This window comes from Streptomyces olivochromogenes, from assembly GCF_001514115.1.
Taxonomy (GTDB): Bacteria; Actinomycetota; Actinomycetes; order Streptomycetales; family Streptomycetaceae; genus Streptomyces; species Streptomyces olivochromogenes.
In genome coordinates this window covers 18,333-31,862 of record NZ_KQ948466.1, presented here as the reverse complement: position 1 = coordinate 31,862, position 13,530 = coordinate 18,333, and the positions used below count along the sequence as shown (strand labels likewise).

9 protein-coding genes are annotated in these 13,530 nt (G+C 69.2%); 8 read left to right on the top strand and 1 reads right to left on the bottom strand.

Annotation, left to right across the window (positions count from 1 at the left end; genetic code table 11):
• Positions 1-14 precede the first annotated feature (14 nt).
• The 7 genes from AQJ27_RS34505 (at position 15) to AQJ27_RS34475 (ending at position 10,247) form a co-directional block, all read left to right on the top strand.
• Entirely contained in the window at positions 15-1,193 is a 1,179-nt protein-coding gene (locus AQJ27_RS34505) for an ROK family transcriptional regulator (protein WP_067377305.1), read from the top strand.
• Positions 1,194-1,315: 122 nt separating this feature from the next.
• Positions 1,316-2,629 carry an ABC transporter substrate-binding protein gene (locus AQJ27_RS34500; protein ID WP_067377303.1) on the top strand — a complete coding sequence of 438 codons (1,314 nt, stop codon included), beginning with the start codon at positions 1,316-1,318 and terminating at the stop codon, positions 2,627-2,629.
• A 26-nt stretch (positions 2,630-2,655) separates the two neighbouring features.
• The gene (locus tag AQJ27_RS34495) at positions 2,656-3,594 is read left to right on the top strand and encodes a carbohydrate ABC transporter permease (protein ID WP_060900619.1); all 939 of its coding nucleotides are present in this window, start codon (positions 2,656-2,658) and stop codon (positions 3,592-3,594) included.
• Positions 3,591-4,517 (top strand): carbohydrate ABC transporter permease, encoded by a 927-nt coding sequence (locus tag AQJ27_RS34490; protein WP_096240169.1) that lies wholly within the window; start codon positions 3,591-3,593, stop codon positions 4,515-4,517. The genes AQJ27_RS34495 and AQJ27_RS34490 overlap by 4 nt, the downstream gene beginning before the upstream one ends.
• A 36-nt stretch (positions 4,518-4,553) precedes the next feature.
• Entirely contained in the window at positions 4,554-6,371 is a 1,818-nt protein-coding gene (locus AQJ27_RS34485; RefSeq protein ID WP_067377300.1) for an alpha-galactosidase D, read from the top strand.
• A gap of 211 nt (positions 6,372-6,582) precedes the next feature.
• Positions 6,583-9,000, top strand: coding sequence for a glycosyl hydrolase family 95 catalytic domain-containing protein (locus AQJ27_RS34480; RefSeq protein ID WP_067377869.1), 2,418 nt, complete (start codon positions 6,583-6,585; stop codon positions 8,998-9,000).
• The gene (locus tag AQJ27_RS34475; protein WP_067377297.1) at positions 8,997-10,247 is read left to right on the top strand and encodes an SGNH/GDSL hydrolase family protein; all 1,251 of its coding nucleotides are present in this window, start codon (positions 8,997-8,999) and stop codon (positions 10,245-10,247) included. The genes AQJ27_RS34480 and AQJ27_RS34475 overlap by 4 nt, the downstream gene beginning before the upstream one ends.
• 22 nt (positions 10,248-10,269) lie before the next feature.
• Here AQJ27_RS34475 and AQJ27_RS34470 read toward each other — a convergent pair whose 3' ends face one another.
• A complete protein-coding gene (locus AQJ27_RS34470) occupies positions 10,270-12,078 on the bottom strand; it encodes a coagulation factor 5/8 type domain-containing protein (RefSeq protein WP_067377294.1) in 1,809 nt (602 codons plus the stop codon).
• A gap of 309 nt (positions 12,079-12,387) precedes the next feature.
• On the opposite strand from AQJ27_RS34470, the gene AQJ27_RS34465 reads away from it, so the two are divergent.
• On the top strand, positions 12,388-13,428 hold the full coding sequence (locus AQJ27_RS34465; RefSeq protein ID WP_067377291.1) for a LacI family DNA-binding transcriptional regulator: 1,041 nt from the start codon (positions 12,388-12,390) through the stop codon (positions 13,426-13,428).
• The last annotated feature ends 102 nt before the right edge of the window (positions 13,429-13,530 follow it).

The following is a 13,530-nucleotide window of genomic DNA, read 5'->3' as shown; positions in this document are numbered from 1 at the left end:
CTTAGGTTCCGGCCATGCGTTCGACCTCTCTCACCGAGGCGTTCCCGGCCCACACGCCGGCCGCTTCCCAGATCTTCACCACCGTGCTGTCCCACGGCCCGCTCACGCGGTCGGAGATAGCAGGGCGGACCCAGCTGTCGGCGGCGGCGGTCACCAAGGCGGTCCGGCCGCTGATCGAAGCCGGCTACCTAGTGGAGGACGTTGCCGAGGACGCACGGCAGCCCGTCCTCGGGCGGCCCGCCAACCCGGTGCGGGTCGACGGCGGGCGGGCCCTGTTCCTGGGGATCAAGGTGACGGGCGACGAGCTCATCGCCGTACTCACCGACCTCTGCTGCCGCATCCGGGTCGCCCGGCGCGTTCCGCTCACCTCCCGCGAACCCAAGGCGGTACTGACCTCCGTCGCGGGACTCGTACAGGAACTGCTGACCGAGGCGGACGGCTTCGGGGTGCAGGTCCGGGGGCTCGGCATCGCCGTCTCGGGAGACGTGGACCGGGCGGCCGGGGTGGTGCGCTACTCGCCGTTCCTGGAGTGGCGCGACGTTCCCCTCGCCGAACTGGCCGCGACCACGACCGGACTGCCGGTCACCCTCGACAACGACGTTCGGGCGCTGACGGTGGCCGAGCAGTGGTTCGGGGCCGGGGTGGGGCTGTCCGACTTCGCGCTGGTGACCGTCGGCGCGGGCATCGGCTGCGGTCTGGTGGTGCACGGACAAGTGGTGGCGGGAGCGCACGGCGTGGCCGGTGAGATCGGGCATGTGGCGATCGACCCGGCCGGCCCCCGCTGCCACTGCGGCAACCGTGGCTGCGTCGAGGCGATCGCCTCGGACCCCGCGATCGTCGGCCGGATCCGGGAGGTCACCGGCGCGAGTGTCGCCGACGCCACCGCGGCCCTGGCCCTCGCCCACGACGGCGACCCCGGCGCCCGGGAGGTGTACGCCCGGGCGGGAGCGGCGATCGGCCGGGGCATCGCGACCGTGGCCAACCTCCTCGGCCCCGAGCGCGTGATCATCTCCGGTGAAGGCCTAGCCGCCTACGACCTGTTCGCCGAGCAGATCCGTGACGCGTTCGCCGCGGCCGCGTTCGGTTCGGCCGCGGACTGCGACGTACAGACCCGGCCGCTGCCCTTCGAGGAGTGGGCGCGTGGCGCGGCGGCCACCGCCATCCAGTCCTTCACCACCTCGGACGCGCGCTGAGGAGCACGACGCCCTGAGGGGCGAGCACGCCCCGACGAGCACACCACGCACCGACCAGCACGTACTGAAGCACAGCCATGCACTGAAGATCAGACATGTACGGACACGCGTGAGGAGCAACAATGACGCAGCAGAGCCGCAATCCCCTGGCTGCGCGTGACCCGGGCCGCCGCAGAGTCGTCGGCGGACTGTTCGGACTCGGCGCCGCCGCACTGGCCGCGCCCGTTCTGACCGCTTGCGGCGGGGGAGCGGGGGCCGACCCGAAGACGGTCACCTTCGGATCCAACGGCGGCGACGCCACGCCCAAGAAGGCCTACGCCTCCGTCACCGGAGCGTTCGCCAAGGACAGCGGTCTGACGGTGAAGACGAACACCGTCGACCACGACACCTTCCAGAAGAGCATCACCAGCTATCTGCAGGGCACCCCCGACGACGTCTTCACCTGGTTCGCCGGCTATCGCATGCAGTACTTCGCCAAGAAGAAGCTCTGCAGCCCCCTGGACGACGTCTGGGACAAGATAGGCGCCGACTTCAGCGACGCCACCAAGCAGCTCTCGCGCGGCGAGGACGGCAAGTACTACTTCGTGCCGCTGTACAACTACCCGTGGGCGGTCTTCTACCGCAAGAGTCTCTTCAAGGAGCGCGGCTACCAAGTCCCGCAGAAGTGGAGCGAGTTCATCGCGCTCTCGAAGCAGATGAAGAAGGACGGGCTCTCCCCGATCGCCTCCGGCTACGGCGGCGGCGACAGCTGGAGCATCCTCGGCGCCTTCGACTACGTGAACCTGCGGACCAACGGCTACGACTTCCACATGTCGCTGATGCGCGGCAAGGTCTCCTGGACCGACAAGCGGGCCCTCGCCACCCTCGACCACTGGCGCGAACTCGCCCCCTACTACCAGCAGGGTGCCGCCGGCCGTTCCTGGCAGGACGCCGCCCAGTCGCTGCTCGACAAGAAGTCCGGGATGGCCGTCATCGGCCTCTTCCTCGGACAGCAGATCACGGACGAGAAGGTACGCGCCGACATCGACTTCTTCCCCTTCCCCGAGATCGACGCCGCGCACGGTCAGGACGCCGTCGAGGCACCCACCGACGGCTTCATGCTCAGCCGCCGGCCCAAGAACGAGGCCGGTGCCAAGAAGTTCCTGGAGTTCCTCGGCGGCGCCCACACCGAGGAGCTGTACATGGGCGTCGACCCGAGCAACCTCGCCGTCAACGACAAGGTGAGCACCGGCTCGTACAACGCGCTCCAGAAGAAGTCCGCCGACCTCATCGCCTCCGCCAAGCAGATCAGCCAGTTCGCGGACCGCGACAGCGACCCCGGCTTCATCTCCACCGTCGTACTCCCCGGCCTGACCGAGTGGCTCAGCCACCCCGACGACGGCTCGGGAACGCTGACGAAGATCGAGTCCCAGCGCTCGCGCTTCTTCACGGCCTGACCAGGACCGGAAAGGTCTCACGCACCGTGTCCTCCGCGCCCACCACGCCCCCCGCCCCGCGGGGCGCCCGCCCGCGCCGCCTCGGCACCGGCGACCGGATCTTCCTCACCGTCATCATCGGCATCCCGCTGGCGGCCCTGCTCTTCTTCGTCTGGCTGCCCGCACTGGCCTCCCTGGGGCTGTCCTTCACCACCTGGGACGGCATCGACCTGGCCGACATCCACTGGATCGGCCTGGACAACTACAAGGAGATCTTCACCAACTACCCGCCGTTCTGGCCCGCGGTGCGGCACAACGTGATCTGGCTGCTGTTCACGGCCCTGCTGCCGACCCCGTTCGGCATCTTCCTCGCCTACCAGCTCGACCGGAAGATCCGCTTCACAAGGATCTACCAGACCGCCATCTTCCTGCCGATGGTGCTCTCCCTGGCCGTCGTCGGCTTCATCTGGGAGATCATCTACAACCCCGACACCGGGCTCCTCAACGGCATCCTGGGCGCCGCCGGATCCAGCCACCACATCGACTGGCTGGGCAACCCCGACCTCAACCTGTGGGCCGTCCTGGTCGCCTCCAGCTGGCGGCACACCGGATACATCATGATCCTCTACCTGGCCGGCCTGAAGGGCTTCGACCCGGCGCTCAAGGAGGCCGCCGCGCTCGACGGCGCCAATGGACGCCAGACCTTCCTGCGGGTGGTCTTCCCGGCCCTGAAACCGGTCAACGTCATCATCCTGGTCATCACGGTCATGGAGTCCCTGCGGTCCTTCGACGTCGTCTACGTCCTCGGCGGCGGCGTCGGAAGCAAACCGGGCATGGAACTCCTGTCCCTGCTCATCACCGACAACATCATCGGCGAGTCCAGTCACATCGGTTACGGGTCCGCCCTCGCGGTCGTCCTGCTCGTGGTCTCCCTTGCCGCCATCGGGACCTTCCTCGTCCAGAACTTCCGCAAGGAGGACCAGTGACCACGACCGTGCCGCGCCCGGCCTCCCGACCGCGGACCCGGCGCGCACAGCAGACGCCGAAGACCCCCTCCGGGCCGCGGCGCCAGACGGGCCGTCATCTGATGCTGGGCGGCATCGCCCTGCTGTGGCTCGTCCCGCTGCTGTGGGCCATGTACACCTCGCTGCGGCCCTATTCGGACACCGCGAAGCACGGTTATCTCTCCTGGCCCCACAGTCTCAGCCTCGGCAACTTCAGCGACGCCTGGAGCCAGTCCGGGATGCCGCACTTCTTCTGGAACTCCGTCCTCATCACGGTGCCGGCCGTCCTGTGCACCCTGCTGTTCTCGGCCGCGGTCGCCTTCTTCGTCTCCCGCTTCGACTTCCGCTGGAACATCGTCCTGCTGATGCTGTTCACCGCGGGCAACCTGCTCCCGGCACAGGTCCTCATCACCCCCCTGTACCGCCTCTACCTCCTCATCCCGCTGCCGCAGTGGATGAGCGACTCCCTCCTCCTCTACAACTCGGCCTGGGGCATCATCGCGATCCACATCGCCTACCAGTCCGGGTTCTGCACCTTCGTCCTCAGCAACTACATGAAGACGATCCCGAAGGAGATCTCCGAGGCGGCGCTCGTGGACGGCGCCCCCGTCTGGCGCCAGTTCTTCCAGATCATCCTGCCGCTGTGCCGCCCCGCATTCGCGGCCCTCGCGACCCTCGAGTCGATCTGGATCTACAACGACTTCTTCTGGCCGCTCGCGCTGATCGAGAGCGGCGACAAGCGCCCGATCACCTCCGCCCTGGCCAACCTCCAGGGTGCGTACTTCACCAATCCCAACCTCATCGCGGCCGGTGCCCTGATGACCGCGATCCCCACTCTCCTGGTGTACTTCGCGCTCCAGCGCCAGTTCATCAGCGGACTCACCATCGGCTCGGGCAAGGGCTGAGCCGCCCCAACCCTGACCCCACAGGAGGCACGACCCATGCGGTCATCCTCGTATTCCGTCCTGCCCGCACGCACCCTGAGAGCCGTGGTGGTGTTCGCCCTCACGGCAGGACTCGCGACGACCGTCCCGGCCGCACAGGCCAAGACCCCGGTGCCGCGCGAGACCACCGCCACGACCCCCGTCGCCGCCAAGCCGTACATGGGCTGGTCGAGTTGGAGCATGCAGTCGTCGAAGTACCCGGGCCTCAACCCGGACGGCGACTACAGCTACCTCACCGAGGCGAACGTCCTGAAGCAGACGGACGCCCTCGCCGCCAGGCTGAAGAACTACGGCTACGACCATGTCAACATCGACGCCGGCTGGTGGATGGACAAGACCTGGAAGACGGGCTTCGACCAGTACGGTCGCCAGACACCCGACCCGGTCCGCTTCCCCCACGGCATGAAGTCGGTCGCCGACCACATCCACTCCAAGGGCCTCAAGGCCGGCATCTACCTGCCCGTCGGCCTGGAGAAGGGCGCGTACGGCGACGGCAGCACGCCGATCTGGAACGCCCCCGGCTGCACCACCACCGACATCGTCTACCCGGACCTGCGCACCACCAACGGCTGGGACAACGCCTACAAGATCGACTTCGACAAGCCCTGCGCGCAGAAGTACATCGACTCGCAGGCGCAGCAGTTCGCCGACTGGGGCTACGACTTCCTCAAGCTCGACGGCGTGGGCCCGGGCTCCTTCAAGTCCGGTGACAACTACAACAACGTCCCCGACGTCGCCGCCTGGCAGCAGGCCATCGCCACCGCCGGGCGCCCGATCCACCTCGAACTCTCCTGGTCGCTCGACATCGGCCACGCCGCCGACTGGAAGAAGTACTCCAACGGCTGGCGCATCGACACCGACGTCGAGTGCTACTGCAACACCCTTGTCACCTGGGAGAACTCGGTCAACGACCGGTGGGACGACGCCCCCGCGTGGAGCCGGAAGGCGGGCCCGGGCGGCTGGAACGACCTGGACGGCATCGACGTCGGCAACGGCGAGATGGATGGCCTCACCAAGGCCGAGCGGCAGAGCTACATGACCCTGTGGGCCATCAACAAGTCGCCCCTGTTCACCGGTGACGACCTCACCAAGCTGGACAGCTACGGGGTCTCCCTGCTGACCAACAGGGAGGTCATCGCCGTCGACCAGAACGACTCGCCCGTGGCGCGTCCGGTCACCCCCGTCGGTGACCAGCAGGTCTGGGGCACCAAGAACGCCGACGGCAGCTACACCGTCGCCCTGTTCAACCTCGCCGACTCGCCGGCCTCCGTCACCGCCCAGTGGGCCTCCCTCGGATTCACCGGAAACGCCTCCGTGCGCGACCTGTGGAACAAGGCGAACCTCGGGACCTACAAGAACAAGATCACCGAGGCGCTGCCCGCCCACGGCTCGCGGCTGTTCACCGTCAAGCCCGGCGGCGGCACGCTGACCACCACGAGCTACGAGGCCGAGTCCGACGCCAACACCCTGTCGGGCAACGCCTCGGTCGCCGGCTGCGACGCCTGCTCCGGCGGCAAGAAGGTCGGCAACCTCTACACCGGCGGCAAGCTGCGGTTCAACGACGTCACGGTGAAGAAGGACGGCATCTACACCGTCCAGGTCGCCTACGTCAGCGGCGACCCCCGCTCGGTGACCGCCTTCTCCAACAGCGGCAACGGCACCAGCGAGAAGTTCCCCTCCACGGGCGACTGGAGCACGGCCGAGACGGTCAGCGTCCAGCTGGCGCTGAAGGCGGGCTCCAACACGATCACCTTCGACAGCGGCAGCGGATACGCCCCCGACATCGACAGGATCGTCGTTCCGCAGTCGGTCTGAGTTCCGTAGTCGGTTTCCTGGTCCAGCAGCCGGTACTCAGTTCAGCGGCCGGTTCTCGGTCCAGGGGTCGGTTCTCAGTCAGGCAGTCCGTCCGACCCGCTTCCCGCGGGGCCCGGTGACACGACCCGGGCCCCGCGGGGACCTGCAGCACGCCGACGGTCCGCAGCCGTCGTTCCCGCATGAGCAGCTCCCGGATATGGAGTGCAACACCGTGGACGTTCAGCACACCGCAGCACGCGACAACACCCCCAGCCGCAGAGGCTTCCTCGCCCTGGCCGCCGCAGCAGGCGCGGCCACCGCACTGGGCGGTCTGCCCGCCTTCACCGCCTCGGCGGCCCCCCTGCGCCCCACCGCATCGCCCATGCTGTCCGCGGCCGACGCCGCGAAGAACCAGCTGTGGTGGGCGGCTCCCGGCTCCGCCAAGTCGATGATCGAGCAGGGGCTGCCGATCGGGAACGGGCGCCTCGGGGTGCTCGCGAGCAACGACCCCGCCGACGAACTCCTGATGATCACCGACGCCACCCTGTGGACCGGAGGTCTCAACGACAAGCTGCAGAGCGACGGTCAGTTCCCCTACGGCCGAGACGACTTCGGCTCCCTGACGATGCTGGCCCAACTCACCGTCGCCCTCCCCGACCACGACCTGGGCAACGTCAACAACTACCGTCGCACCCTCGACCTGGCCCAGGGCCTGATCAGCACCTCGTACGACATCTCCGGCGTCACCTACCGGCGGCAGATCTTCGCCAGCCGCCCCGACGACGCCATCGTCCTGTACTTCTCCCAGCAGGGCGGCGGCTCCTACACCGGTACGGTCTCCCTCGCGGGCACCCACGGCGAGTCCACCACCGCAAGCGGCGCGGGCCGTTACGCGTCGTTCGGCGCCTCCTTGGCCAACGGCCTGAAGTACGGCGCCGCCGTCACCGCGTACAGCGGTTCGGGCAGGGTCCGCGTCGACGGTACGTCGATCGCGTTCAGCGGCTGCAGGGACCTCACCGTCGTCGTCAGCGGTGGCACCAACTACGTGCCCGACGCGGCGACGAAGTTCCGCGACCCGTCCCTGGCCCCGGAGCGCCTCGCCAGGACCAAGGTCCTGAACGCGGCCGGCCACTCGGCGAGCACCCTGCTGCACACGCATGTCGCCGACTTCCGGGCCGTGTTCGGACAGCTGGACATCGACCTCGGCACGTCCTCCGCAGCGCAGCGCGAACTGGACACCCTGGAGCGGCTGCGGGCGCGCCACCGGGACGACATCCCCGACCCGGAACTCGAGGCCGCCTACCTGCAGTTCGGCCGCTACCTCATGATCTCCGGATCCCGGGGCAGCCTGCCGATGGGCCTCCAGGGCCCCTGGCTGGACGGCAACGACCCGGACTGGATGGCCGACTACCACACCGACGTCAACCTCCAGATGAACTACTGGATGGCCGACCGGGCGGGCCTGTCCGACTGCTTCGACGCCTTCGCCGACTACTGCCTCGTACAGCTGCCCGACTGGACGGAGGTCACCCAGCGGCTGTTCAACGACTCCACCAACCGGTACCGCAACTCCAGCGGAAAGATCGCCGGCTGGACCGTGGCGATCTCCACCAACCCCTATGGCGGGGGCGGCTGGTGGTGGCACCCGGCCGGCAACGCCTGGATCTGCCAGAGCCTGTTCGAGCACTACGAGTACACGCAGGACCGCGCCTACCTCAAGAAGATCTACCCCCTCCTCAAGGGCGCCGTGCAGTTCTGGGAGGCCCGCCTCATCACCACGACCGTCACCGACGCGTCGGGGGCCGAGCGCGAGGTCCTCATCGCCGACAGCGACTGGTCGCCCGAGCAGGGTCCGCTCGACGCCAAGGGCATCACGTACGCCCAGGAACTGGTGTGGAACCTCTTCGGCAATTACCACACCGCGACCGAGGCGCTCGCCAAGGACGCCGCCTACCGCAAGACCGTCGACGGTCTGCGGGCGCGCCTCTACCTGCCCGTGGTCAGCCCCAAGACCGGCTGGCTCGAGGAGTGGATGTCGCCCGACAACCTCGGCGAGACCACCCACCGGCACCTCTCCCCGCTCATCGGCCTCTTCCCCGGCGACCGGATCCGTCCGGACGGCTCCACGCCGAAGGACATCCTCGACGGCGCGACCGCCCTGCTCACCGCGCGCGGCATGAACAGCTTCGGCTGGGCCAACGCCTGGCGCAGCCTGTGCTGGGCGCGGCTGAAGAACGCGGAGAAGGCCTACCAGCTGGTCGTCAACAACCTGAAGCCGTCGGTCAACGGCAGCAACGGCAGCGCGATGAACCTCTTCGACATCTACGAGGTGGAGACGGGCCGGGGCATCTTCCAGATCGAGGCGAACTTCGGCACCCCCGCGGCGATCGTCGAGATGCTGGTCTACTCACGGCCCGGACACATCGAGCTGCTGCCCGCCCTGCCCGCCGCCTGGGCGGCATCCGGCTCGGTGTCCGGCGTGGGCGTCCGCGGCGGCTTCGTCGCCGACCTCAGCTGGAAGAACGGCAAGGTGACCCGGGCCACCCTGAAGAGCGTCGGCGGCCGCGAGACGACCGTCGTCGCGGGCGGCGCCTCGCGCAAGGTCAGCCTCAAGCCCGGTGAGTCCGTCACCCTGAGGGGCATCGGGTGAGCGGCGCCCGGTTCCGACGCCGCGCCGTGGGCGTCGTGTCGGCGCTGCTCCTCGCGGTCTGCGGACCCCTGACCGCCTCGGCGTCGGCGCAGCCGGGGGCCTCGTCGGGCACGCCGGTGACGCCCGCCGTCGAGGCGCGGGCGAAGCACTCCGTGGTCACCTGGGGCGCAAGCGCCGACCGGCAGGGGGCGGGACCCGCCGACCGCAGCTACCGACTGGTCGTGCGCACCAGCGTCGGCGGCACGAACCTGCGGATCCGGCTGTCCAACGCCTTCGGCGAGCACCCGGTGACCTTCGCGAGCGCGTACGCCGGGCTGCGGAAGCAGGGTGCGGAGCTGGTCCACGGCTCCAACCGGCGACTGTCCTTCGGCGGGGCCGCGTCCGTCACCGTCCCGGCCGGCGAGACCGTGCTCAGTGATCCGCTGCCCGGAACACTGGCCGCTCAGAGTGACCTGGTCATCAGCCTGTACGTGACCGGCGCCCAGGGACCGACGACCGGCCACGGCATGGCCATGCAGACCAACTACGCCACCGCGGGCGACCACGCGGCCGAAGAGGGCGCGGCCAACTGGACCGATCCGATGGGCTCCTGGTACTGGCTGGACGCCGTCGACGTGGAGACGTCCGCCGCGGTCGGCTCGGTGGTGACCCTCGGCGACTCCATCACCGACGGCTGGGCCTCGACCACCGACCAGAACCGCCGCTGGCCCGACTATCTGTCCCGGCGGCTCCAGGCCGCGTCCGGGCTCACCGCGAAGGGAGTGGCGAACGAGGGGATCTCGGGCAACAAGGTGCTCGCGGACGGCGCCGGGCAGGCCGCCCTGAACAGACTCCAGCGTGACGTCCTCTCCCAGCCCGGGGTCCGTACGGTCTTCCTCTTCGAAGGCATCAACGACATCAAGGCCCATTCCGGTGTCACGGTGGACGACATGATCGCCGGCTATCGGCAGATCATCGACCGGGCGCACGCGGCGGGCAAATGTGTCGTCGGCGCGACCGTCATGCCGTTCAAGGGCTGGTCCGAGTACGACGCCGCCTCCGAGGCCGTGCGCCAGGGCGTCAACGACTGGATCAGGAACAGCGGCGCGCTCGACGCCGTGACGGATTTCGACAGGATCACGCGCAATCCGTACGACCCGCAGTTGATCCTGCCGTTCTTCGACGGCGGCGATCACCTGCACCCCAACGACAAGGGGATGCAGGCGATGGCCGACGCCGTGGACCTCGGGAGCCTGACGTCCTGCTGATCCGGGGCGCCGCGCGGGGCGGTCAGGGGTACGAGACCACGGTGGACGGCACCGTCGAGGTGCCCGACGTGGGTGCGCCGGTCTCGTTGACGACGTGCTCGTACTGACCCTGGCCGCCCAGCGAGACGACCAGCAGGTCGTGGAACTTCACGCCCGGTGTGTTCGGCGCGGCGAAGCCGTTGTGCTGGACGATCGTCGGGTCGACGTTGTAGTAGCAGTAGCTGCCCAGGCCCCATCCCTCGTGCGTGGTCACGGAGTCGGCGACCTTGTAGGCCGCGTACCCCTTGACGCTTCCGTTCTGGATGGCGGCCTGGTTCGGCGCGTCGTACGCCTTCTCGTTCTGGAAGAAGATGGTGCGCCCGCGCTGGCCGTACCACTGGACGTCGTACTTGTTGAAGTGCTCGACGAACAGACCGGTGGCCAGGACGTCGTCGCCGTTGACGCGGATGCCGTAGTCGGCCCGGTTGGTCTCCCAGCCGACTCCGGTGCCGTGGTCGGCGCGCCAGACCCAGGTGTGGTCGATGATCGTGTCACGGCTGTTGATCACCATGCTGGTGGTGGCCTTGCCGGCGCCCGCGCCGCCGATCCGGATGAAGACGTCCTGGACGGTGGTCGGGTTGGCGGAGTGGCTCGCGGAAGCCCCTGTGGGGCCCACCTCGAGCAGCGTCGAGGAGTTCACGGGACCGGCGTCGATGAGGAATCCCGCGAGCCGCACCCCGTCGACGTCGGCCGTCCTTAGCGCGGTGACGCCGTTGTCCGGGATCAGGGTGGCATAACCGAGGCCGAGGACCACGGTGCCCGCGCGGTTGACCTGGATCGGCTGGTCGAGGTGGTAGATCCCCGGAGTCAGCAGCAGATGGAGGCCCTGGGTGAGCGCGGCGTTCAGGGTGGCGGCGGTGACGCCCGGCTTGGCCACGTAGAACTGGGTGAGCGGCAGCGACGTGCCACGCGGGGTGCCGCTGCCCCAGGTGGTGCCGCGGGCGTTGGTGCGCCGCTCCGGAAGGAACACGCGGTACTCGCTGCCGTTGAGGTACAGGAACGGCTTCTCCCGGGACACCGGTGTGGTGTCGAGGGTGGTGTAGGGCGGGTTCGGGAAGGACTGCGCGGGTGCGCCCTGGACACCGGAGAAGACCATGTTCCAGACGGCGTTGGCCCAGCCGCCCACCGAACTGTCGCGGGTGTACCACTGCTGCTGCGAGTACGGTCCGACCGAGCCGTCGATGCGGCTGTCGGCGATGTAGCCGCCGCTGGCCCAGCCGTAGCCCGTGGGGGCGAGGTTGAGACCGCCCCTGACGTGCATCCGCCGGAAGGGCGCTGCCTGGGCGACCGCCCACCGGTTGGTCCCGCTGACCGGGGTGAGGGCGAGATTCTCCGCCGAACGCCAGAAGTTCTGGGTGGCGTTGCCGTTGAACCAGCCCGCGTCGACCGTCACATCGCCGTTGATCGCCGTGTCGTCCGGCGACAGGCCGAGGCCCGCGATCGATGTGTAGAAGCCGAGTTGGGCGTTGAGCCCGTTGTAGGTGCCCGGCTTGAACAGCAGCGCGTAGCGGCCCGTGCCGAACTGGGCCGACTCCTGCTGTCGGAACACCTCGTCCAGCTTGGCCTGGATGCCGGAGGTCGAGGGATCGAACACGATGACGTTCGGGCCGAGATCGCCGCCGCCGGGCAGGGCTCGCGGCTGCGCGACGGGTGCGGCGGGCGCGGCGGACGCCGGCGAGGACAGGCCGAGCAGCGCGGGCGCGGCCGCGGTGGCGGCCATCGCTCCGAGGACGGACCGTCTGGCGGGAAGGGACCGGACGGAGTCCGGGGAATCCGTGGGGAGGTGAGGCATGGGGGCGACTCTCCTGGTTCAGAAAGTGAACGGTTGGAGGTGCTGGGAGCGCTCTCTTGCCGATGCATGCTTCATCCGCGTGAACACAGCGTCAAGAGTTGTCACACGAGTGCCGTGGATTGTTTCTCGATGTGACGCCAACAGGCGGATGTTTTGGGGTAGTTCGGTGATGTCTGGACTCCGTCGAGGCCGCCGGCTCGCGGGTGATTGTGTTCAAGAGGTGCGCTCACGAGGGTGGGTGTGTCGCCGGCGCAGTGGTGCGAGAGAGCGCTCTATGCCCTCGTCGCGCCCGGCCGATAGGCTGCGGACATGAGCCGACGGGCCCCCACGCTTGAGGACGTCGCGCGGGAGGCCGGCGTGTCGCGCGCCACCGTCTCCCGCGTCGTCAACGGCGTCCAGAGCGTCGATCCCGCCCTTCAGAACGCGGTCCGCCAGGCCGTCGAACGGACCGGATACGCCCCCAACCGGGCCGCCAGGTCGCTGGTGACACGGCGGACCGAGACGGTCGCGCTCATCGTCTCCGGCGCGGGCGACGTGTCCGGCGAGGAGCGGAACGCCTTCACGGCACGGGTGCTGGCGGACCCGTTCTTCGGCCGGGTCGTCACCGGAGTGGTGGACTACCTGCGTCCCCGGTCGATGCATCCGCTGCTGATGTTCGCCGACTCCGCGCAGACGCGCCAGCAGGCGCTGAACGATCTGCGGCAGGGCAGCGCGGACGGCGCGCTCGTCGTCTCCACCCACGCCGACGACCCGCTGCCTGCGCTGCTCGCCGACGCCGGTCTGCCCGCGGTGCTCTTCGCCCGGCCGTCGCGCCCGGTGCCGCTCAGCTATGTCGACCTGGCCCACCGGGACGGCGCCCGCATGGCCGCCCACCATCTGCTGGACCGGGGCTGCCGACGGATCGTCACCGTCACGGGGCCACTGGGCGTCTACGCCAGCCAGGACCGGCTCGCCGGGTTCCGCGACACGATGGCGCGCAGGGGACATCCGTACGTACCCGTCGCCGAGGGCGGTTTCACGCTGGACAGCGGCATGGCCGCGATGTCCGGACTGCTGGCCGAACACCCCGACGTGGACGGGGTGTTCGCGGCCAACGACCTGATGGCCCAGGGGGTGTGCCAGGTGCTGCGGGAACGGGGCAGACGGGTGCCGGACGACGTCGCCGTCATCGGCTTCGACGACTCCAGCGCGGCGACGGCCTGCCGTCCACCGCTGACCACCGTGCGCCAGCCCGTCGAGGAGATGGCCTCGGTGATGGCCCGACTCCTCGACGAGCACCTCCGGGGCGCGCGCACCGAGCCCACCTCGGTGATCTTCGATCCGGAACTCGTGGTGCGCGAGTCGGCGTAGGCGGCGCCCCGGGCCCTGCGCGTCCCGGCGGTGGCGGTGACCGACACTGGACGGGTCAGCAGGATCGAGGGCCGGCAGAGCGGGCGAGCCGGCGACGGAGAG

Bases quoted from the DNA above. Each gene is read 5' to 3' on its own strand.
- AQJ27_RS34505 (WP_067377305.1), top strand. From the start codon at position 15: ATGCGTTCGACCTCTCTCACCGAGGCGTTCCCGGCCCACACGCCGGCC.
- AQJ27_RS34470 (WP_067377294.1), bottom strand. From the start codon at position 12,078: ATGCCTCACCTCCCCACGGATTCCCCGGACTCCGTCCGGTCCCTTCCC.
- AQJ27_RS34500 (WP_067377303.1), top strand. From the start codon at position 1,316: ATGACGCAGCAGAGCCGCAATCCCCTGGCTGCGCGTGACCCGGGCCGC.
- AQJ27_RS34465 (WP_067377291.1), top strand. From the start codon at position 12,388: ATGAGCCGACGGGCCCCCACGCTTGAGGACGTCGCGCGGGAGGCCGGC.
- AQJ27_RS34485 (WP_067377300.1), top strand. From the start codon at position 4,554: ATGCGGTCATCCTCGTATTCCGTCCTGCCCGCACGCACCCTGAGAGCC.